This is a genomic window from Baekduia sp. Peel2402, from assembly GCF_052567285.1.
Genome location: NZ_CP199582.1, coordinates 3,213,532 through 3,233,068, shown reverse-complemented (window position 1 = coordinate 3,233,068; position 19,537 = coordinate 3,213,532). Strand labels below are relative to the sequence as shown.

Annotated in this window: 21 protein-coding genes and 1 tRNA gene; 5 read left to right on the top strand and 17 right to left on the bottom strand. The window is 70.0% G+C overall.

Features of this window, described 5'->3' with window-relative positions:
- Positions 1 to 20: 20 nt before the first annotated feature.
- Together ACT01A_RS15845 and ACT01A_RS15840 are read right to left on the bottom strand one after the other, a co-directional pair.
- On the bottom strand, positions 21 to 1,265 hold the full coding sequence (locus tag ACT01A_RS15845) for a DUF4344 domain-containing metallopeptidase (protein WP_445148055.1): 1,245 nt from the start codon (positions 1,263 to 1,265) through the stop codon (positions 21 to 23).
- Positions 1,258 to 1,734 (bottom strand): hypothetical protein, encoded by a 477-nt coding sequence (locus ACT01A_RS15840; RefSeq protein WP_445148054.1) that lies wholly within the window; start codon positions 1,732 to 1,734, stop codon positions 1,258 to 1,260. Before ACT01A_RS15840 ends, ACT01A_RS15845 begins: the two co-directional genes overlap by 8 nt.
- Before the next feature lie 160 nt (positions 1,735 to 1,894).
- Between ACT01A_RS15840 and ACT01A_RS15835 the strand changes: the two genes are divergently transcribed.
- The 3 genes from ACT01A_RS15835 to ACT01A_RS15825 are packed head-to-tail and all read left to right on the top strand — an operon-like array spanning position 1,895 to position 6,039.
- Entirely contained in the window at positions 1,895 to 4,768 is a 2,874-nt protein-coding gene (locus tag ACT01A_RS15835; RefSeq protein ID WP_445148053.1) for a helix-turn-helix transcriptional regulator, read from the top strand.
- 24 nt (positions 4,769 to 4,792) lie between these two features.
- The gene (locus tag ACT01A_RS15830) at positions 4,793 to 4,969 is read left to right on the top strand and encodes a hypothetical protein (protein ID WP_445148052.1); all 177 of its coding nucleotides are present in this window, start codon (positions 4,793 to 4,795) and stop codon (positions 4,967 to 4,969) included.
- 20 nt (positions 4,970 to 4,989) lie between these two features.
- Positions 4,990 to 6,039 carry an LLM class flavin-dependent oxidoreductase gene (locus ACT01A_RS15825; protein ID WP_445148051.1) on the top strand — a complete coding sequence of 350 codons (1,050 nt, stop codon included), beginning with the start codon at positions 4,990 to 4,992 and terminating at the stop codon, positions 6,037 to 6,039.
- Here the strand turns inward: ACT01A_RS15825 and ACT01A_RS15820 are convergent.
- Genes ACT01A_RS15820 through ACT01A_RS15805 form a run of 4 tightly spaced genes read right to left on the bottom strand, consistent with a single transcriptional unit; the run spans position 5,976 to position 9,966 of the window.
- A complete protein-coding gene (locus ACT01A_RS15820) occupies positions 5,976 to 6,263 on the bottom strand; it encodes a YciI family protein (protein ID WP_445148050.1) in 288 nt (95 codons plus the stop codon). The two genes, ACT01A_RS15825 and ACT01A_RS15820, sit on opposite strands and share 64 nt — an antisense overlap.
- A gap of 10 nt (positions 6,264 to 6,273) precedes the next feature.
- Positions 6,274 to 7,296, bottom strand: coding sequence for a DUF2235 domain-containing protein (locus ACT01A_RS15815; protein ID WP_445148049.1), 1,023 nt, complete (start codon positions 7,294 to 7,296; stop codon positions 6,274 to 6,276).
- Positions 7,293 to 8,513 carry a hypothetical protein gene (locus tag ACT01A_RS15810; protein WP_445148048.1) on the bottom strand — a complete coding sequence of 407 codons (1,221 nt, stop codon included), beginning with the start codon at positions 8,511 to 8,513 and terminating at the stop codon, positions 7,293 to 7,295. The genes ACT01A_RS15815 and ACT01A_RS15810 overlap by 4 nt, the downstream gene beginning before the upstream one ends.
- Before the next feature lie 34 nt (positions 8,514 to 8,547).
- Entirely contained in the window at positions 8,548 to 9,966 is a 1,419-nt protein-coding gene (locus ACT01A_RS15805; RefSeq protein WP_445148047.1) for a DHA2 family efflux MFS transporter permease subunit, read from the bottom strand.
- Positions 9,967 to 10,036: 70 nt separating this feature from the next.
- Between ACT01A_RS15805 and ACT01A_RS15800 the strand changes: the two genes are divergently transcribed.
- The gene (locus ACT01A_RS15800; RefSeq protein WP_445148046.1) at positions 10,037 to 10,963 is read left to right on the top strand and encodes an RNA polymerase subunit sigma-70; all 927 of its coding nucleotides are present in this window, start codon (positions 10,037 to 10,039) and stop codon (positions 10,961 to 10,963) included.
- Between the two features lie 66 nt (positions 10,964 to 11,029).
- Here ACT01A_RS15800 and ACT01A_RS15795 read toward each other — a convergent pair whose 3' ends face one another.
- The 7 genes from ACT01A_RS15795 to ACT01A_RS15765 all read right to left on the bottom strand — a co-directional run bounded on the left by ACT01A_RS15795 (position 11,030) and on the right by ACT01A_RS15765 (position 15,520).
- Positions 11,030 to 11,764 (bottom strand): hypothetical protein, encoded by a 735-nt coding sequence (locus ACT01A_RS15795; protein WP_445148045.1) that lies wholly within the window; start codon positions 11,762 to 11,764, stop codon positions 11,030 to 11,032.
- A gap of 262 nt (positions 11,765 to 12,026) precedes the next feature.
- Positions 12,027 to 12,440 carry a hypothetical protein gene (locus ACT01A_RS15790; RefSeq protein ID WP_445148044.1) on the bottom strand — a complete coding sequence of 138 codons (414 nt, stop codon included), beginning with the start codon at positions 12,438 to 12,440 and terminating at the stop codon, positions 12,027 to 12,029.
- Between the two features lie 143 nt (positions 12,441 to 12,583).
- Positions 12,584 to 12,988 (bottom strand): hypothetical protein, encoded by a 405-nt coding sequence (locus tag ACT01A_RS15785; RefSeq protein WP_445148043.1) that lies wholly within the window; start codon positions 12,986 to 12,988, stop codon positions 12,584 to 12,586.
- Between the two features lie 259 nt (positions 12,989 to 13,247).
- A tRNA-Lys gene (locus ACT01A_RS15780) sits at positions 13,248 to 13,320 on the bottom strand.
- Positions 13,321 to 13,374: 54 nt separating this feature from the next.
- The gene (locus tag ACT01A_RS15775; protein ID WP_445148042.1) at positions 13,375 to 14,076 is read right to left on the bottom strand and encodes a hypothetical protein; all 702 of its coding nucleotides are present in this window, start codon (positions 14,074 to 14,076) and stop codon (positions 13,375 to 13,377) included.
- A gap of 4 nt (positions 14,077 to 14,080) precedes the next feature.
- Positions 14,081 to 15,223 (bottom strand): twin-arginine translocase subunit TatC, encoded by a 1,143-nt coding sequence (gene tatC, locus ACT01A_RS15770; RefSeq protein ID WP_445148041.1) that lies wholly within the window; start codon positions 15,221 to 15,223, stop codon positions 14,081 to 14,083.
- Positions 15,224 to 15,226: 3 nt separating this feature from the next.
- On the bottom strand, positions 15,227 to 15,520 hold the full coding sequence (locus ACT01A_RS15765; RefSeq protein WP_445148040.1) for a Sec-independent protein translocase subunit TatA/TatB: 294 nt from the start codon (positions 15,518 to 15,520) through the stop codon (positions 15,227 to 15,229).
- 168 nt (positions 15,521 to 15,688) lie between these two features.
- Between ACT01A_RS15765 and ACT01A_RS15760 the strand changes: the two genes are divergently transcribed.
- A complete protein-coding gene (locus ACT01A_RS15760) occupies positions 15,689 to 16,132 on the top strand; it encodes a hypothetical protein (protein WP_445148039.1) in 444 nt (147 codons plus the stop codon).
- 92 nt (positions 16,133 to 16,224) lie between these two features.
- Here ACT01A_RS15760 and ACT01A_RS15755 read toward each other — a convergent pair whose 3' ends face one another.
- From ACT01A_RS15755 to ACT01A_RS15740, 4 genes are read right to left on the bottom strand one after another with little or no spacing between them, the layout of a single operon-like run.
- Positions 16,225 to 17,205 carry a polyprenyl synthetase family protein gene (locus ACT01A_RS15755; RefSeq protein WP_445148038.1) on the bottom strand — a complete coding sequence of 327 codons (981 nt, stop codon included), beginning with the start codon at positions 17,203 to 17,205 and terminating at the stop codon, positions 16,225 to 16,227.
- A 17-nt stretch (positions 17,206 to 17,222) separates the two neighbouring features.
- On the bottom strand, positions 17,223 to 17,978 hold the full coding sequence (ubiE, locus tag ACT01A_RS15750) for a bifunctional demethylmenaquinone methyltransferase/2-methoxy-6-polyprenyl-1,4-benzoquinol methylase UbiE (RefSeq protein WP_445148037.1): 756 nt from the start codon (positions 17,976 to 17,978) through the stop codon (positions 17,223 to 17,225).
- A gap of 4 nt (positions 17,979 to 17,982) precedes the next feature.
- A complete protein-coding gene (locus ACT01A_RS15745; RefSeq protein ID WP_445148036.1) occupies positions 17,983 to 18,735 on the bottom strand; it encodes a c-type cytochrome in 753 nt (250 codons plus the stop codon).
- Positions 18,732 to 19,535 carry a cytochrome b gene (locus ACT01A_RS15740; RefSeq protein ID WP_445148035.1) on the bottom strand — a complete coding sequence of 268 codons (804 nt, stop codon included), beginning with the start codon at positions 19,533 to 19,535 and terminating at the stop codon, positions 18,732 to 18,734. The genes ACT01A_RS15745 and ACT01A_RS15740 overlap by 4 nt, the downstream gene beginning before the upstream one ends.
- Positions 19,536 to 19,537: the final 2 nt, after the last annotated feature.

Below are 19,537 nucleotides of genomic sequence, written 5' to 3'. Positions count from 1 at the left end.
TCTGAGAAACCGAAGAAGCGTCAGCCCCTCACGTGCGGCTTGAGCAGGGCGTCCCAGGAGCGGACCTTCTGCTGGTACTCGCTCGGGCAGCGCTGCAGGCGCGCGTCGTCGAGGATCCCCAGCTCGCGGACCGTCGCCATGTCCTCGTCGGAGGAACCGGCGATCCAGCAGACGATCGCGTAGGCACGCTGCTTGTCGAGCGAGTGCTCGTCCCAGTAGGCCGACGGCGCGAGCTTGCGCTGGCGGGCCGACATCGCGTTGAAGAAGCGCGCCGCGTCGAACGCGTACTCGGCGCCGTTCTTGACGGTCCGCGTCAGGAAGACGGTCGCCACGGAGTCCGCCGCGTCCTCCTCCTTGCCCAGCACGGGCAGGCCGTAGAGGTCGATCAGCGCGTGGCCGAACTCGTGCAGGAGCACGAAGCCGTCGACGGCGGCCCACTCGCGGCCGAGCTCGTTCTGGTCCTTCTTCAACCCGGGGAAGCTGCGCGTGAGCTGCTCGGCGACGTAGTTGACGAAGCCGTAGGACAAGGTGATGGTCTTGGTCTGCGGGTCGTAGTTGGGGCCCACGAAGCCGTCGACGACGTGGATGCCCATGTCCTGGGGCAGGACGAAGGAGTGCGAGAGGCCCTCGGCGATGCCGTCGGTGCCGCCGAGCTGGAGGATCTCCTTGGCGCTCTTGGCGTCGGCGTCCGACGGCGGGTCGTAGACCACGTGGATCTTGCCGCCGGCCTCGTCGCCACCGTCCGACGCGGTGGTCGTCGTGGCGTCCGCGTCCGCGCTCGGCTTCAACCCGAGCTTCCTGCCCAGCGTCGCCGACGCGGCCTTCAGCGCCGGCGCGTGGCTGACGAGCTGCTCGGTCGCGGCCTGCGCACCGGCCGCGTCGTGAGCGGCGGCTGCCTTGGTGATCGCCACGAGGTCGGCATCGAGCACACCCGCGGCGGTTGTGACCTTGGCGAAGTCGGCCTTCAGCGTGTCCGGCGGGATGAGCCTGCCGAGCTTGGCCAGCTGCGCGTGGTAGCTGCCCTGGACGGCGCGCAGCTCGCTCTCGACCTGGGTGTCGGACTTGCCGTCGGCGCTGGTGAGCGTCTCGCCGATCTGGTCGGAGACCTTGTTGAGCGGGGCGCGCTGAGCGCTGTAGCCCTGCTTGAAGGCGGCCGCGACGTCGGCCTCCTTGTCCTTGCCGTCGCTGGAGGAGCCCCCGCAGCCGGCGGCCCCGGCGGCGACCGCGCACACCAGCGCGATCGCCGCCAGCGCGCGGCTAGCCACAGGTCTTGGACCCGAGCTTCTTGGCCGCGGCGGAGACCTTGTTGGCGGCCGGCTCGACCTTCTTGAGGTCGTCGAGGCCGGTGGCGTCCTTGCTGTCGGCCTTCTTCATGATCATCTGCAGGAGGTCGTTGGCCTCCGTCTGGGCCTGCGTGAACGCCGCGTAGTCGTCCTTGACCTCGTCGGCCGGCTTCAACGCCGCCAGCGCCTTGGTCTCGGTGTCGGTGATCGGGGCGACCTGGTCGAAGTAGGCCGCGGCCACCGTCGGGTCCTGGTAGTCGGTCGGCGCCTCGATCGCCTTGGCGTCGGTCTGGGCCTTCGTGCAGATCGCGTCCATCTTGGTCACCAACGCGCTCTTTGAGAGCGTGTCGGAGGAGGACGAGGAGGCCGAGTCGGAGTCCGACCCGCACGCCGTCACGCCGATGCTCATCGCCGCGATCGTCAGCCCTGCTGCCGCGCTACGCCACTTCATGATCTGGACCTGCTCCTTGTGAGGTTGGTTCTTCGGGGAGGGGTGCTGCTTGCTCTGTGGACCGGAAATCTGGCGTTAGGGCGCCAAGACCGCATGAGGGGTGGTCCCTCAACTTCCGGTACGTAGGAATCTGGGGGTTTCTCAGGCATGCTTCGCAGCCATGGGCACCGCCGACGACGCGCTCCTGGTCGAGCGCGATGCGCACCGCGCGCGGCTCGTGGAAGCCGTCGAGTCCGCGAAGGCCGGCGAGGGGTCCCTGATCGTGGTCGAGGGCCCGCCCGGGATCGGGAAGACCGGGCTGCTCGGGGCGGGCGTCGCGCATGCGGCGGAGGCCGGGATGACCGTGGTGTCGGCGCGCAGCCGCGAGCTGGAGCGCGACTTCACGCTCGGCGTCGTGCGCCAGCTGTTCGAGCGCACGCTGCACGGCGCCGACGACGAGACGCGCGCGCGGCTGCTGGCCGGACCGGCCGCGCACGGCTTCGCGACGCTCTCCGACGGTCCCGGCGACCGGCACGCGACGCCGGGCGACAGCGACTTCGCCGCGATGCACAGCCTCTATTGGCTGGCGGCCAACCTCGCCGAGGAGGGCCCGCTGATGCTGGCCGTCGACGACGCCCACTGGGCCGACGCCGCGTCCTTGCGCTTCCTGACCTACCTGGCCAACCGCCTGGCGGGGCTGCCGGTGCTGATCGTCTGCGCGACGCGGCCGCGCGTGGGCGGCACGACCGCGGCGATCCTCGACGAGCTGGCGGCCGTGGCGACCGAAGTCCTGGCGCTCGGCGTGCTGTCGGAGGACGGGACGACCCGGATCGTGCGGGCGCGCGTCGGGCCGCCGTGCAGCGACGCTTTCGCGCAGGCCTGCCACGCCTCCAGCGGCGGCAACCCGTTCTTGTTGCATGAGTTGCTCAGCGCGCTGGTCGCCGACGCGGTGCCGACCGACGACGACGGCGCACTGCGCGTGCGACGGCTGGGTCCGCAGTCCGTCTCGCGCGCGGTGTTCCTGCGGATGGCGCGGCTGCCGCCGGGCGCGGCGGACTTCGCGCGCGCGGTGGCGATCCTCGGTGACAGCGTGGAGCTGCGCGACGCGGCCGCGCTGGCGCAGGTCTCAGAGGACGACGCGCACGCGCTAGCCGACGCGCTGAGCACGGCCGGCGTGCTGGCCGCCGAGCTGCCGCTGCGCTTCATCCACCCCGTGATCCTCGAGGCGGTCTCAGCCGATCTCGGTGCCGGCCAGCGGACCGCGATGCACCTGCGCGCGGCGATGGTCCTGCACGAGCGCGGCGCGGGGCCCGACCAAGTCGCAGCGCACCTGTCGGCGGTCGGGCCGGTCGGCGACGCGTGGGTGGTCGACGTGCTGCGCCGGGCGGCGAGCGCCGCGACGGATCGCGGTGCGCCCGAGGTGGCGGCGCGGCACCTGGAGCGCGCGTTGCGCGAGGAGGTCGGCCCAGGCGTGAGGGCCGCGTTGTTGGCCGAGCTGGGCGAGGCGGAGTGGATGGCCGCGGGCGATCCGGCGGCGGTGATCGAGCACATGCGCGAGGCCGCGGAGCTCACCGACGACCCGGCGGTGCGGGTGTCGGCGACGATCACGATGGCGCGGGCGATCTTCTCGACTGGCGACGCGGTCCGGGCGCTGGCGACGTTGTTGGAGGCCTTGCAGTCGCCGGCCGTGTTGGGACCGGAGGGCACGGTGCGGCTGGAGGCGGAGTTCGGATCGGTCGGGCTGTTGAACTTCGACCTGATGCCGGAGGCGCGGACGCGGCTGCTGGCGCTGCGCGACCAGATGGGCACCGACCCCGGCGGCGAGCCGCTGCTGCTGGCGAACTTCGCGGTCCTGGCGTGGCTGGACGGGACGGCGGCGGAGACCGCGGCCGTTGCGCGCGCGGCGCTGGCCGAGGGCCGGCTGTTGGCCGAGTCGGGGACCGACACGATTGCCTTCCTGCAGGCGATCTGGGTGTTGTTGGGCAGCGACGAGCTCGACGAGGCGCGGCGCTGGTGCGCGGCCGGCTTGGCGCAGGCGCGCGAGCGCGGCAGCGCCTTCGGGTTCCAGGCCTGCTGCGTGCTGGCGTCGATGACGGCCTACCGCGCGGGCGACCTGCGCGAGAGCGAGGCGCACGCGCGCACGGGGATCGACCTGGCCGAGGCGCCGCTGTTCCTGCGGCCGGCGTCGTTGGCGTATTTGGCGCTGGCGCTGATCGAGCGTGGTGAGTTGGAGGAGGCTTCGGTGGCGTTGGACGAAGGGCTGGTCGGGGAGTGGCTGCCGCCGTTGGCGCAGATGAACATCGGGTTCTACGCGCGGGGGTTGTTGCGGATCGCGCAGGGTCGCGAGGCGGAGGCTTTGGAGGATCTGCGCGAGTTCGGGCGCCGCGAGGCGTACACGGGCGTGGAGAACGGGTCGGTCGACTGGCGGGTGCCGGCGGCGCGGGTGCTGTTGAGGATGGGCGCGTCGGACGAGGCGCGTGTGTTGCTCGATTCGCAAGAGGCCGTCGCACGACGCTGGGGGACGAACGCCTCGTTGGGCTGCGCGCTGGCGGGGCAGGCCGCGGGGGTCGTGGCGCGGGGCGAAGGCGACGGGATCGCGCTGCTGGAGTCCGCGGTGGAGTTGTTGGAGGACTCACCGTGCCGGCTGCAGCTGGCACGGGCCGGGTTGGAGCTGGGGATGGCGCTGCGGCGCGCGGGGCGGCGTTCGGATGCGTGCGCGCGGCTGGCCGTTGTGGTGGAGCTGGCGCGGGCGTGCGGCGCGACGGTGTTGGCTGAACGGGCGAACTCGGAGTTGGAGGTCGCCGGGGCGCGGCCGCGGCATCTGCAGTTCAGCGGGGCCGACTCGCTGACGGCCAGCGAGCGGCGCGTGGCGCTGATGGCGGCCGATGGGCAGACCAACGCGCAGATCGCCCAGGCGCTGTTCGTGACGGCCAAGACGGTGGAGAACCACCTGGGGCGCGTGTACATCAAGCTGGGGATCAACTCGCGGGGGCAGCTCGGGGATGCCTTGAGCTTTGGGTTCGAAGATGAGGGATCGTCCCTCATGCGCGCCTGACATCTGTTGGGCAGGGTGGTCGATATGGCGGAAGACCACCGCGTGGAGCTGAGGCTCGACGTCGACCCCGAGGCTGACCCGATCCGCGGCGAGCTGCGCGCTGAGGGCGGCGCGGCGCGGGCGTTCGAGGGCTGGCTGGGGCTGGCGACGGAGATCGAGCGGACACTCCGTGGAGAGGGTTCGGGCGACGAGGTTCGATAACCGTCGTACAATGCGGAGGGATGAACGTCCCGCTCTCCGTCCTCGACCTCGCGCCCATCCGCGAGGGCTCCTCGCCGGCCGAGGCACTGCGCCTGTCGCTTGAGCTCGCACCGCGCGTGGAGGAGCTGGGCTACTCGCGCATCTGGGTGGCCGAGCACCACAACATCCCGGGCGTGGCGTCGGCGGCGACGTCGGTGCTGATCGGGGCGATCGCTGGCGCGACGTCGTCGATCCGGGTCGGGAGCGGCGGGATCATGCTGCCGAATCACGCGCCGCTGGTGATCGCCGAGCAGTTCGGGACGCTGGAGGCGTTGTACCCGGGGCGGATCGACCTCGGGTTGGGCCGCGCGCCGGGGACCGACCACGTGACCGGCTGGGCGCTGCGCCGGAACCCGAACGGGGGCGTGCAGTTCGACGCGGAGGTGGAGGAGCTGCGGTCGTTCCTCGCCGAGGCGGTGCCGGGCCAGCGCGTCCGCGCCGTTCCGGGAGCTGGCTCGAACGTGCCCGTCTGGATCCTCGGCTCGTCGTTGTACGGCGCCGAGCTGGCGGCGCGGTTGGGGCTGCCGTTCGCGTTTGCGTCGCACTTCGCGCCGAAGTTCCTCGACCAGGCCGCGGAGCGTTACCGCGCGCTCTTCACGCCGTCCGAGACGTTGGACCGACCTCACTTCATGATGGGCGTGTCGCTCCTGGCGGCCGACACCGACGAGGAGGCCTCGCGCCTCTTCACCTCCACGCTCCAGAAGTTCGCCTGGCTCACGCGCGGTGCGCCGAAGGGCACGCTGCCGCCGCTCGACTCGATGGACGACTTCTGGATGAGCGACGGCGAGCGCAACGCGATCACGTCCCAGATGGAGCTCGCCGTCGTCGGCGGCCCGTCGACCGTCGCGGAGAAGTTGTCGTCCTTGGTCGAGCGCGTGGGCGCCGACGAGGTCATCGTCGCCAGCGACGCCTACGACTTCGATGCGCGGGTGCGGTCCTACGAGGTCCTGGCCGACGTCTGGGGCCTTCAGTCCCGCAACGCTTCGAGCCCCTCGGCGACCGTCGTCGCCGCGAACTCGGTCACGTCGTAAGCCGCGACGCCCGCGCGGGTGAAGGGGTCCGAGGCGATGATGTCGTCTAGCTCATCCCGCGGCATCGCCTTCGCGAGGATCACCCCACCGGTCCGCGGGACCTTCGCCCCGGACGCGTGAAACCGCCCCGCCGCGTACTGCTCGGCGACCCAGCTCATGTGCTCGTCGCGGACGCGGTCTACCTCGTCCAGCGGCGCGATGTAGGACAACTCGAGGATGAACACGGCGTCGATCCTAGACGTCGGCGTGATCCGGGTTCGTCGCGAGGAAGGCACGGAAGTTCTGCGGGTGGTATCCGGGCAGCTCCTGCATGCGACGCCACGCTCCCTCTGCGGCCTGGCCGCCGGCGGTGCCGACGAGCGTCCGCTCCTGTGGCTTGGTCAACCGATAGAACGACTTGTAGGACTCGTGCTGAGCCGCGAGCGCATCCGGCTTCGCACCATCCTCCACATCCAAGCCGGCCTCCCGCGCCCGCCGCGCCATCCACTGCAGCGGGAGGTCGCCCAGCGCATGGTCGGGATACCCGCCGCCGACATCCGAGTGCACGCCCGCAAACCACGCTTGTAGGAGCTCCTGCTCCTTCGGCGCTCCGTCCTGCTTCTCCCACAGCGTCGGGAGAAACGGCCCCCGGCGCTCATCGATCGCCAGCGCGTGGCACGCAGTCGCGACGTGCATCCCCAGCCGAACGTCGTGGAACGACCAGCGCTTGGTCAGCGCCGCGACCTTCAAGGGAATCCCAAGCGACCCGACCGTGTCCCAGACCCCGATGAGGCGAATCGGCGTGACGTCCGTGAAGCAGTACGCGGCACGGAACGCCTGCGCCATCTCACCCGACGGCTTGCGCTTCGGATCGCTGCGATCGCGATAGATCTCATAGGCCTCGTCGAGCCGTCCCCGATGCTCCGGCCGGACGATCCCGCTATTGCCGATCAACCCGGCCAACGACCGCGCCGTGAACGCACCCCGCGAGAACCCGAAGAGGTACAGCTCATCGCCGATGTTGTAGTGGTCGGTCAAGAACGCATGGCACCGCTTGACGTTCGCCGACAACCCAACGCCGAACATCCCGCCACGGAGCCGGTCCCACCGCCCCGTCCCAACTCCCTGCTCATAGAACGCGAGCTGCTCGACACCATCGGCACCCAGCTCCGCCACCCCTCGGTGCAGCTTCACCACGTTCGTCGGGCACGCAACACCACCATGAACCTGATCCGGCCGGTTCCACGTCCCATCGCAGAAGATCGCGATGCGCTTCACGAGCGGCGCTTCCGGAAGAGCCGCTTGACCCACTCGCCGACGGGGACGAGCAGCGTGCCCAGCGCCGTGGTGATCTTCCGCTCGGGTGCATGATCGCCTGGGTCGAGGATGCGCTGCACGACGATCGACGGAAGGACCGTCCCGTCACGCTGCTTGATCTCCATCGAGAGCCGGACGTCGTAGGTGCGCTGCGGGTGGACCTCGACAGGCGCGACGACGGTCGCCCGGTTCGCCGTGACCTCGAAGGACGCCGTCCTCGGCGGCACGCCCGGCTCGTCTGATGAGTTCACGTTAACCGCGATCGCGACCGCCTTGGCGCCTGGCCGGACCAGGTTGTAGGAGATGAGGAGCTTCCCGTCTCGGCGCCCGACGTCGAACAGCGCGCCCAGCAGCGCGCCCTTTCCCGTCCGCTCCTCATAGGCCTTCTCCGAGAGACGTGCCGGGTCCTTCCACTGCTTCTTGCGACACGGCCCGTCCGGGCTTCCCGACCCTCCGGGGAACGTCGCCTTCGTATCACCCCACCGGCCTGGCCACCCCGACCAGTCCTTCGGCGCGTCGTCGGACGGAAGGATCACCAGCTGCGGCTCCGGCGCCCTCCGGCCTCCGTCGCACACGTCCGCCCAGACCTCGGTCGGGTGGATGCCATCCTCGAAGTACGACGCATGCGACCCGCGCGCGACGTACACCATCGCCGCATCGGGGCGTCCGGCGTCCTTCTCGACCTCGTTCCACGGCCGCCGCTGGGCCCGCGCGTGCTGCGCGTAGACGGCGTAGTCCGGGACGTCATCCTCACCGAGCCGGAGCTGCACCATCTCCCAATCGCCCTCGTGCAGTCCGATGTTCGCGGTCAGCCTGTAGTCGTTGTAGAAGTACCAGAGCCAGTACTGGAGCCACAGCCACCCGTGCCGGTCGCGCCGAGCCCGCGCGACCATGACGTTCTTGAGGTCCGGGTGGTCGAGGCGTAGACGCTTGTACTGCTCGGCGTAGTCCTTGCCCTTGACCGCCAGGACATCGTCCTTGGCCCCGGCCGGGCCGAGCGCCGCGAGCGTGAGCGTCCCGTCAACGACGCGCGCCAGCACTGATCCATCCGCCCGGCGTAGCTCGTTCCCAGGATTGACGACCATCTGCGCCGGATGGTCAGCGAAGTACGCCTCCAGCGAGTCGTACATCAACTGCGGCCGGAACCTCTTTAGCAGCGCCTCGTCGTCCCCGGGCATGACGCGGCAGCCTGCCACTTCACGCCACTGAGCGCTAGTCGGCCAGCGGGACCTCGGCGGCGAGGCTCACCGGTCGCGCTGCGGTTCGCGCGCGGGACGGGACGCCGAGCGCGAGCACGGCGCCAAGCCCGGAGAGCCCCGCGGACGCGCCGAGTGCCGGGCCGAAACCGTCGACGAACGTGACGGCGCTCGCGTACCCGCCCGCGCCCGCGAAGATCGCGACCGCGATGGCGATCCCGAAGACGCCGCCCAGCTCGCGCAGCATGCTGTAGGCGCCGGCGGCCTTGCCGACGTCGTCCGGCGCGACCGCGCCGATCACCGCGTTCTGCGCGGCGGGGAAGGCCATCGAGACGCCGCACCCGGCGACCATCAACGCGGGGATCGTGGCGCGGTAGTCGGCGTCGGTCGCCGCGGTCAGCGCGATCCACCCGAGGCCCAGCGCCTGCAGCCCGAGTCCGGCCACGAGGAACGGGCGCTCGCCGTGGCGGTCGACCAGCTTGCCGGCGATCGGCGCGACGAAGAACAAGGTCGCGGTCCATGGCAGCAGGCGCAGGCCCGCGCCGAGCGCGTCGTGGCCGAGACCGGTCTGGAGGTACTGCGCGAGGAAGAAGACGGCCGAGAACAGGCTCGCGACGAGCAGGAAGCTCGCGCCGTTGGCCGCGGCGAAGGCCGGCTGGGCGAAGAGGCGCGGGGGCAAGAGCGGCGCGGGCGCACGGCGCTGCCAGGCGACGAAGGCGGCGACGAGCCCGGCGCCCGCCGCGATCGCGAGGACGACCTCCGCGCTGCCCCAGCCGGCCGCGTTGCCGCGCACGAGCCCCCAGACCACGCCGAACGCGCCGAACGTGATCAGCGCGACGCCGCGGCCGTCAATCCGGTGCGCGGGCCCGCGGCTCTCTGGGATCTTGGTGAGGACGAACGGCATGGCGAGCAGGCCGATCGGGACGTTGATCCAGAAGATCCACGGCCAGTCGATGCCCTGCGCCACCGCGCCGCCGATGACCGGCCCGGACGCGACGGAGAGTCCGGTCAGGCCTTGGAGGATGCCCATCGCGGCACCGCGGCGCTCGGGCGGGAAGGCCTCGCCCACGAGCGTCAGCCCGAGCGGCATCACCGCGGCGGCGCCGGCGCCCTGGAGGGCGCGGGCGACGATCAGCGTCGCCGCGTCGGGGGCGATCGCGCAGGCGGCCGAGGCCAGGGAGAACAGCATGAGCCCTGTCGCGAAGACCCCGCGCCGTCCGTAGCGGTCACCGAGCGCCGCGGCGGGCAGGAGGAGGACGGCGAAGGTCAGGTTGTAGGCGTTGACCGTCCACTCCAGCTCGGCGATCGAGGCGCCGAGGTCCTGGCGGATGGTCGTGAGCGCGGTGGAGACGACGAGCGTGTCGAGCGCGACCATGAACGACGCGACGGAAGCGAGGATGAGCACCCAGCGGCGGGTGCGGGGATCGGTGGTCATGCGAGGTTGGACGAACGCGGCGTCGCGAATCGACCGATGAGTTCAGCGCGCGGCCATCGTCCAAACGGGCATGAGCGCGGTGACGAGCGAGACGACCGAGCGGAGCGAGACGAGCGAGCGCGAGTTCCAGGCCTTGGTCGAGCCCTACCGGCGGGTGCTGGAGATCCACTGCTACCGGATGCTCGGATCGCGCCACGACGCCGAGGACCTCGTGCAGGAGACGCTGTTGCGCGCGTGGCGGTCGTTCGGCGGGTTTGAGGGACGGGCGGCGGTGAGCACCTGGCTGTATCGAATCGCGACGAACGCGTGCCTGGACGAGATCGCGCGGCGGCCGCGGCGGGCGGAGCCGGTCGTTGGGCCGTACCCGGACGCGCTTGTGGCGGGTGCGGGCGCCGGCGCTGCCGCGCCCATCGCAGACCCGGAGGCGCGCTACGCGCTGCGGGAGGGCCTGGAGCTCGCGCTGCTGACCGCGATCCAACGCCTGCCCGGTCGCCAGCGAGCGGTCCTGATCCTGCGGGACGTGTTGGGGTGGAGCGGTCCGGAGGTCGCTGATCTGCTCGAGACGAGCGTCCCCGCCGTCAACGGCGCCCTCCAACGCGCCCGCGCGACGATCGACACCGCCGTGCCCGCCGCCTCCGCCCGGACCGTCCACCGTGACGCCGATCGCGCGCTGCTGGCGCAGTACGTCGACGCATGGGAGCGCCACGACATCATCACCCTCGTCGCCCTGCTGCGCGACGACGCAGTGCTCTCCATGCCCCCACGCCCGTCGATCACCGGCGCCGCAGCCATCGGCGCCTTCTTCGCCTCGGGCTGTGGCGGGGCGGGCCGGCTACGCGCCCGCCCGGGCGCCGCGAACGGACGCCCGGCACTGCTGCTCTTCGAGCCGGACGGGATGCCTCATCGCCTGCTCGTTCTTGAGGTCGCCAACGACCGCCAATCGATCGCGATCATTCGCGCTTATGCGGAGCCTCGGCTGGCCGATTTCGCGGTCTGAGAACACGAAAGACCCGGGTGAGGCCGGCCGTTGGAGCACACTCGCCCAGCCTCGACGCTCGTCCGTTCACTTCGGTTTGCCGTACCTGTTCACAGCCTCGACTTTGCCACTCACTATGACCACCTGGTACGAGTTGGCCGATGTGTCGTAGTACCAGTACAAGGTGTCACCGACATCCTGCGTCTGATCGGGCCGGCCGAGGGCGGCACGTAGCTGCTGGCGACCGATGCCCACAGCCTGCTTCTGCTCGAGCAGTCGCACAATCTTCTGGCGACGGGTCGGCGGCGGTGCTGGAACCGTCCCGCCCGATGCATTTTGCGCCCCGGTGGGACGCTCGATCGTGATGTCCTGGCGAGCCTCAGGACCGCCTGGGCGCGCGCTAACGAGAACGCGGAAGGTCGGAGCTTCGCCAGAGAGAGCAACGCGGACCGTGACAGCGTCATCGGAGGTCTTAGCGGTGTCCCCGACGTTCTTGTAATGCTTCGGACCGATGCGCTCCTGTACCCGAACCTGCGGGCTCGGAGCATCGCCCCTAAATGCAACTTCGATCTCCGCCGTGCGGCTCTTTGAGCCCGACTTGAACGCGGCGAAGTCGCCCAGAGATAGGTCGCTCTCCGCGCCGACGACCGAGATGTCGACTGCTGGGGGACGGGCAGCGGCCGCGAACGCCTCGCCGAGGTCGTCACACAGTGTCTCAACCGTTGCCCCGCTCGACGGCGCGACACGGGCCGCCGCAATGAGCTTGGTGCGAGCCTGCTCGTCTCCATAGTCAAGGACCGCTCGGCTGGCCTGCGCTCGCAAGGCGCTCCCACGGGCAACGTCGGACGTCCGGGCGTCGGCCTCCTTCCCGGCGACTGCGGCGCGGCGCTGAAGGCAGCGGTGGGCCACTCTGAGTTGGGGGGTGCGGGGCTGTCTGCCGAATTCGGCTGCCGGCGAACCGAGGCCCAGACTTGGGTTCGCTGTCGTCAGTGAGGACGAGCCAGCGTCACGACCACACGCAGAGACGGCACCAGCAAGTGCCGTAAGGAGCAGGACACATGATGATGGACTTGTTCGCATCAAGCTACTCACCTGACAGGCTGCCGTACAACGTGTTCGAGCACACACGACTGATCTGGTTCGATGGCGAGATCAGCAGCGACTCGCGGTCGATCGTGAGGCTGTTGACCTCCGTCTGAAGCTCGGGCAGGCAGTCTTCGATGCTTTTGATCCGCCGTTGGAGCTTCGATAGCTTCGAGGTAACGTCGCCCTGGGGTGCGCTTACCGCCTGCTCGACCGTCTGGACTTGCTGCTGCAGCGCGACCAGTTGTTTCTGCTGCGTGTCAATGCGCCCCGCTTGATCGTCGCGGTCCGAGGAAGCTGCGCTCGCGACCAGGACCAGCGCTGCGACAAGACCGAGGACAGCGGCGGCCAAGAGCGCGACTGCGACTTTCAGACCGGTGGTCTTCAGTGAGGGATGCGGAACGGGTGTAGACACGACGCGGCAATCTAACCTTCCGATCGATCGTCGCCAAGGCTAGGAACGACGTTCGACCAGGCTGACGCGCGCGCCCTGCGCCTCTGTGATGACGCAGCTCTCTCGAAAGCTGTCCGGATCGCGGGCCCTCGTCTCCTGGTCCCTCACGTCACCTGGACCCTCGCGAGCAGCTGCTCTAGCGTGATCGCGGCTTCGCGGTCGCGGTCGACTAGGTCGCGATCCCAGGTCTCTTGCGCCACGCGATCGATGTTGGTGTGACCGAGGTCGTAGCGACGCTGGCGCAGCTGCTCGGCGAAGCCAGCGGTGAAAGGGACGTCGACCGTGCACGCCGGTTCTTTCCCCCGGCGCCAGCCGATGGCGTCCAGGACGGCGAAGGCGTCGCGGTAGATGACCGAGAGGGCGTGTTGGGCCTCGGGGCCGAATTCGAGGATCTCCTCGAAGTAGTAGTGGTTGGCCTCCAGGATGATGAGGGTCTGGCGGCGGAGGATGTCGGCCGTGGACGGGTCGACGGAAACCAGGCAGGCGCTATTAGGCTGCTGGGTGCTCATGGAGTTGTAGCTCCTTGGGCCATGCCCCCGGCCGTTGGCGCGGCGCGGGGGCGCTTTGTTAATTGGGTTGCTTCGGCGATTGATGCTAGCGCGGGCTGCTGACGGCAGCGTGTCTCCGCAGATCCGTCACGCAGATGGTTACGTTGACGGGGATATTCCACGTCAACGTGACGTTGGCCTCGGCGCCGGATCCCCGGACGAACGCGCGTCGCCCCCCAGAACGAAGAAAGCCCGGTCAAAGACCGGGCTTTCGGAGCAGTGCCCCCACTAGGAATCGAACCTAGAACCTTCGGATTAAGAGTCCGCTGCTCTGCCAGTTGAGCTATAGGGGCAGGGCGAGACAGGATAGCGAGGGCAACGCCCCGCTGGCCTGCTCGTGAACTCCTCTACGAGGAGGGCGTGGAGGTGGAGCCCGGCGTGGCGGAGGAGACCTGGGCGGCCGCGGCCTGGCGGGCGGCGTCGAGCTGGGCCTTGATCTGCTCGCGGTCGTCCTTGGGCGTGAGTTGGACGGCCTTCTTGGACGCGAGCTCGGCCTTGCGGGTCTGGCCGGCCTGGTAGGCGTAGGTGGCGAGCTGGGCGTAGAGGGGGCCCGTTGGCGTGCGGGAGTCGACGATGACCTCCATGGCACTGACGGCCTTGTCGGGCTCGTTGAGCCCGTACTGCGAGTAGGCCTGGACCATCAGCGATGCGATCGTGTCGTCGGGCTTCTCGGTCAGCGTCTGGTACTTCGCCCAGGCCTGGTCGGCGGCCTGCAGGCTTTCCTTGCCCTTGTCCGTGAAGACGCCGTTGACCTGGTCGAAGCCGTCGCCGCTGGAGGCCTGCTGGAAGCGCACGCGCGTGAGCTCGGCCCAGGCCTTCGGGTCGGCCGGCCGCACCTTGACGCCGTTCTCCGCGTCGGAGATGCGCTTCTTGAACGTGTCCGAGACGCTCTGGCCGCCGGAGTCGTTCTTGAACGCATCCAACAAACCACCGCTCGTGGCGCCGCCGACGCCGAACAGCACCAGGCCACCACCCATGAGGATGGCGAGGCTGAGGTAGATGGCCTGGACGAAGCGACGGCGACCGCGGCCGCGGAGGTCGAACAGCATGCGGTCAGTCTAGATCGTTCGGGACGTGCGCAACCTCACCACGGGGGCGGTCTGCCGCCCCGTCATCGGTGTCGGGCCCGTCGTCGTCGTCCAGATCGTCGTCGTCGTCCTCGTCATCGTCGTCATCCCCGAAGTCCAGGAAGCCGAAGCGCGGCCCTTCGTCGGGCTCGAAGAGGCGCCCGAGCAGCAGCGAGATCTCGTATAGGACGACCAGCGGCGCCATCGCGATCAGCATCGTGAACGGGTCCGGCGTCGGCGTCACGACCGCCGCCACGACCGCGAACAGGATCAGCGCGTAGCCGCGCGAGGCGCGCAGCTGCTTGACGGTAAGGATCCGCAGCCGCACGATCGCCAGCACCCCGACCGGGATCTGGAACAGGACGCCCATCGCCGCCAGCAGCAGCGTGCTGAAGCGGTAGTAGTCCTTCGCTTGGACGAGGATGTCGAAGGCGCCGTCGTTGTAGTTCTGAAGGAAGTCGACGGCACGCGGTAACGCCAGGAAGTAGCCGAAGAGCACGCCGGCGATGAACAGCACCGGCACGAGGCACATCATCGGCAGCGCGGTGCGTTTCTCGGCGGGCGAGAACGCGGGCAGGACGAAGGCGTACGCCTGCCAGAGCAGGAACGGCAACGCCAAGAGCAGCGCCGCGTAGGCGCTGACCGTGATCGTCGTCAGGAACGGCTCGGTCACGCCGAGCGTCACCGGCTGGCGGCCGCTCGTGCCCTTCGGCGTCAGCTTGGCGGCGTTCGTTGCCGCGACGGCCTGCGCGCGCACGGCCTTGGCGGTCGCCGCCGCCTGAGCGCGGGCCGCGGCCGTCAGCGAGTCGTCGCGTGCGAACTGGTCGAGCGTCCGGGCCGAGGCGGCCAGCGACGGGATCGACGTCTTCAGGTACGCGCCGACGGCTTTGTCGAAGCAGCCGGAGCGCTCCAGCGCGTCGTCGGCCTTATTGCCGCCGCTGCAGTCCACGCGATGCGCGTGGTCCAGCGGCTTGTTGATGGCGTCGAGGATCCAGTCGTTCTGCCAGTAACAGAAGCTGAACGCGACGACGAAGGCGATCAGCGAGACGATGATCCGGGTGCGCAGCTCATCGAGATGCTCGATGAGGCTGAGCCGATCCTCGTGCCCGACGGGCCGGATCGCGGGCAAGGACTACCCGCCCGGGCGCGTGGCGGACTCGTCCCGCTCACCCACCGGCGTGCGCGTTGCGTCGGGCGTCGGGTCGAGCACGTCGGCCTGCTGCGCGCGGGTCAGCTCGGGCGCGGCGGCGACCGGGGTGGCGGTGGTCTCGGCCTCGTCCTCGTCGTCGCTCTTGCCGGTCACGGAGTCCTTGAACTCCCGCATTCCACCGCCCAGCTGACGACCCAGCTGGGGCAGGCGCTTGGGCCCGAAGATGACCAGCAGGATGACGAGGATGATGAGCAGTTCAGGAATGCCAATAGGCATTGGATGAGCCTCCGTGGGGTGGTCCTGAGAGGGTAACGCGACAGCCCTCGAATCGGTTCATCTTCCGCGACTATCCGCGTGCGGACGAATGGACGATCAGAGGTTCAAGCCAGGACCTGCGGTGACCGATCACCGGACTGTCAGCGCCACCCCTCTTCACGAGCCACGATGAGCCTCCACGACCCCCGCCACTACGTCCGCCGCGTCGTCCTCCCCTCGGGCAAGACCATCGAGGTCGTCTACTTCGAGGATGCCCCGGTCGCCGACGCCACCATGTCCATCGCGCCCGCCGCCCCGGCGACGACGCACGACGAGACCGCCGCCGACCTGCACATCTGCGGCGGCTGTGACTCCAACCTGGTCTACCCGACCGAGTGGGAGGAAGCCGGCGCGACCCATTGGGAGGTCACGCTGCGCTGCCCCAACTGCGAGTGGGCCGGCACCGGCATCTTCGAGCAGGACCTCGTCGAGCGCTTCGACGAGGAGCTCGACCGCGGCACCGAGGCGCTCGTGCGCGACCTCAAGCGCCTGGCGCACGCCAACATGGAGGACGAGATCGAGCGGTTCACGACTGCGCTGCTCGAGGATCACATCGTCCCCGAGGACTTTTAGGGCTCTCCAGCCGTCGCGCCCCCACCGCGCGATTCATACGACGGGCCGGCTGGACAAGCCGGCCCGTTGTCTTTAAGGCGCGAGCGTCGTCGCTAGGAGTACCGCGCGACGACGCCGTCGGCCACGAGCACGAGCGCCGCGCGCTCCCGCTCGGCCAGCGCGTCCGGGATGACGGCCTTAGCGGCCGCGACGTGCTCCAGCGCGATCGCGCGCGCCGCGTCCAGCGCGCCCGTGGCCGCGATCCGGTCGCAGATCGCCTCAGCGCCGGCCGGCGTGTTGATCGCGCGCGGGTCGATCGCGCCCAGCTCGGGATCACGCTCGCGCGCGAGGATGAACGGCAGCGTGACGGTGCCGTCGAGCAGGTCGGTCCCGCGGTGCTTGCCGGTCTTCTCCGGCGGCCCGGCGACGTCGAGCACGTCGTCGAGGATCTGGAACGCCAGGCCGATGCGGCGGCCGAACTCCTGCAGCGCGTCGGCGTCGACCGTGCCGCCTTCCAGCGCGCCGAGGATGCAGCACGCCTCGAACAGCCGCGCGGTCTTCAGCTCGCAGCGCGCGAGATAGCGCTCCAGCGGGATCGTCGCGTCCCACGCGTCGGCGCGCTGGAGCAGCTCGCCGCGCGCCAGGGCGCTGCCCGCGTCGCTCAGCGCGCGCACCTGCTCGGGCGAGCCGTTCTGCGCCAGCAGCGCGAAGGCGCGAGAGAACAGCAGGTCGCCGGTCTGGGTCGCGGCGGCGCGGCCGGCGGTCGCGAAGACCGTGGGGACGCCGCGGCGCAGCGGCGCGAGATCGAGGACGTCGTCGTGGACCAGCGTGGCGGAGTGGACGAGCTCGACCGCGGTCGCCGCGCGCACCAGGCCGTCCGCGTCGCCCTCGGGATCGCCGCCCGCGGCGAGGATCACCAGCAGCGGGCGCAGGCGCTTGCCGCCCGCGGCGATCGTCGAGCCCGCGTGCTCGGCCAGGACCGCGCCGTGCCCCGCGGCGACCTCGCGCAGGAGCGTCTCGACGCGGCCGAGCAGCGGCAGGACATGCGCGCCGCCCGCGTGGACGATCTGGGTGACCGGACCGGCGTCGCTCACGAGCGAAGGCCGGCGCCTCAGTGCGGCCGCGAGCCGTTGCTCGACGTGACGATCGGCCCCGCCGGCTTGGTGCCGACGTGCAGCGCGATGATCCCGCCCGCGGTGAGGATCCAGCGGATGTCCTCGAGCCCCGCGCGCGCCATCGACGCGGCCAGGCCGGGCGGCTCCGGGAAGCGCTTGACGCTGTTGGGCAGGTAGTCGTAGGCCTGCGAGTCGCCGGCGACCTTGCCGATCAGCGGCACGACGCGATCGAACCAGAGCCGGAAGAACGTCGACAGCGGCGGCTTCTGCGGCGTGGTGATCTCCAGGATCACGACGCGCCCGCCCGGCTTGACCACGCGCGCCATCTCGGCGATGCCGCGGTCCAGGTCGGAGAAGTTGCGCGCGCCGAAGCCCACCGTGGACGCGGCGAACTCGCCGTCCTCGTAAGGCAGCTCGAGCGCGTTGCCCCACTCGAAGCGCAGCCCGGACGCCTTGCGGCGCGCCAAGGCGAGCATCTCCTCGGAGAAGTCTGAGCCGATGACCTCGCCGCCAGGAGCCACGCGGCCGGCGAGCTCGATCGCCAGGTCGCCCGTGCCGGTCGCGACGTCCAGGACGCGGTCACCCGCGCCGACGTTGGCGAGATCCGCCGCGCGCCGGCGCCACTGGTGATGCAGCCCGGCCGTCATGACCGAGTTCAGCAAGTCGTAGACCCGCGCGATGCGATCGAACATCGCGCGGACCTCCGGCTCGGGCAGCGTTCCCCGATCGGCGGTCTGGCCGCCGGTGGACAACGGCCTAGTCCTCGGACTTCAGACGGCCCAGGAAGGACACGAGCGCCTTGAACTTCTCGGGCTCGTTCTCCTGCAGCGTCTTGAACGACGGCATCGGCGCCGTCGGGTTGATCAGCGTGCGCTGGATGCCGTCAGCCGGGAGCCGGTCGGCGATGTCGGTCAGGTTCGGACCTGGCCCGCCGTTGCCGTTCTCGCCGATCTTGTGGCACGCCAGACAGCCGGACTGCGCGGCGACCTGCCGTCCTTGCTCGTATTCCTTGATCGCCGCGGCGCCCTCGGACTTCACGGCCGCCGGCGTCGCCATGTCGATCTCTGTCGGCGCACCCGTCGCGGCACCCTCGTAGGTGAGGTAGCCCATCGCGCCGATGATCAGGATCGCCGTCAACGTCGCGACCGGGCGGCGCTCAGGACGGCGCTCCGGGCTGCGGTCGTAGAACGGCAGCAGGAACAGCAGGATCATGCAGACCGTCGGGATGCCGATCGTCGCCAGGGCGACGAACTCCGGCGGCTTGATGACGCGCAGCAGCTCGAAGAGGAAGAAGAAGTACCACTCCGGGCGCGGCGTGTAGGTCGTCGTCGTCGGGTCGGCCTTGGGGCCGAGCTCGGCACCGAGGACGATCGACATGAGGATGATGACCAACAGGACGATGCACGCCATGGCGCCGTCCTTGGCGACCGCGTAGGGGAAGAACGGCTTCCCCTGGGCCTTGAGGATCGAGTACTCGCGGAGGTACTCCTCCTTCTCGCGCCGGTTCACGCCTTCTCCTCCGTGAGCTCGTCGGGAACCTTGACCTTCTGCCACGGTGGCGCCGTCGTGCCGAGGCGCGCGACCAGGTAGAGGTGGGCACCGATCAGGGCGCCGATGATCCCCGGCACCAACATCATGTGGATCGCGTAGAAGCGCGACAGCGTCGTCGCGTTGAACTCGGATCCGCCGTTGAGGAAGTCACCGAGGTACGGACCGACGAGCGGGCCGGACGCGGTGATGTTGTTGGCCACGATCGTCGCCCAGTACGACCGCTGGTCGAACGGCAGCAGGTAGCCGGTGAGCGACATGACGAACGTGAGGATCAGCAGCGCCACGCCGATGACCCAGTTCAGCTCGCGCGGGTACTTGTAGGCGCCGAAGAAGAACGTCCTGGCCATGTGCAGGAAGATCAGGATGACCATCACCGACGAGCCCCACTTGTGCATGCCGTGCACGAACTCGCCGAGGAAGACGTCGTCGTTGATGTGGCGGACCGACTCGTACGCTCCGCCCGCGGCGTCGGGGCGGTAGTACATCGCCAAGAAGACGCCGGTGATCGCCTGCGACAGGAAGGCGAACATCGTCGCCGAGCCCAGGGTGTAGAACCAGTTGGTGCCCTTGGGCACCTTGCGGAACATCATCCAGCGCAGGCCGCCGGAGAGCGAGGTGCGCTCGTCGATCCAGTCGACCGTGTAGATGCCGGCCTCGGCGGCCTTGTCCAGCGGGCCCTGCTTGGGCGCGCCGGGCTTCGGCGGCGCGGGGCGCAGCGACGGCGGGAGCGGGGGGACGGGGAGCTTGAGCTTCGGCATGA

Excerpts from the sequence above, each read along its gene's own strand:
- ACT01A_RS15740 (WP_445148035.1), bottom strand. The coding sequence starts at position 19,535 with ATGCCGAAGCTCAAGCTCCCCGTCCCCCCGCTCCCGCCGTCGCTGCGC.
- ACT01A_RS15835 (WP_445148053.1), top strand. The coding sequence starts at position 1,895 with ATGGGCACCGCCGACGACGCGCTCCTGGTCGAGCGCGATGCGCACCGC.
- ACT01A_RS15805 (WP_445148047.1), bottom strand. The coding sequence starts at position 9,966 with ATGACCACCGATCCCCGCACCCGCCGCTGGGTGCTCATCCTCGCTTCC.
- ACT01A_RS15830 (WP_445148052.1), top strand. The coding sequence starts at position 4,793 with ATGGCGGAAGACCACCGCGTGGAGCTGAGGCTCGACGTCGACCCCGAG.
- ACT01A_RS15825 (WP_445148051.1), top strand. The coding sequence starts at position 4,990 with ATGAACGTCCCGCTCTCCGTCCTCGACCTCGCGCCCATCCGCGAGGGC.
- ACT01A_RS15800 (WP_445148046.1), top strand. The coding sequence starts at position 10,037 with ATGAGCGCGGTGACGAGCGAGACGACCGAGCGGAGCGAGACGAGCGAG.
- ACT01A_RS15810 (WP_445148048.1), bottom strand. The coding sequence starts at position 8,513 with ATGCCCGGGGACGACGAGGCGCTGCTAAAGAGGTTCCGGCCGCAGTTG.
- ACT01A_RS15765 (WP_445148040.1), bottom strand. The coding sequence starts at position 15,520 with ATGCCTATTGGCATTCCTGAACTGCTCATCATCCTCGTCATCCTGCTG.
- ACT01A_RS15840 (WP_445148054.1), bottom strand. The coding sequence starts at position 1,734 with ATGAAGTGGCGTAGCGCGGCAGCAGGGCTGACGATCGCGGCGATGAGC.
- ACT01A_RS15775 (WP_445148042.1), bottom strand. The coding sequence starts at position 14,076 with ATGCTGTTCGACCTCCGCGGCCGCGGTCGCCGTCGCTTCGTCCAGGCC.
- ACT01A_RS15785 (WP_445148043.1), bottom strand. The coding sequence starts at position 12,988 with ATGAGCACCCAGCAGCCTAATAGCGCCTGCCTGGTTTCCGTCGACCCG.
- ACT01A_RS15760 (WP_445148039.1), top strand. The coding sequence starts at position 15,689 with ATGAGCCTCCACGACCCCCGCCACTACGTCCGCCGCGTCGTCCTCCCC.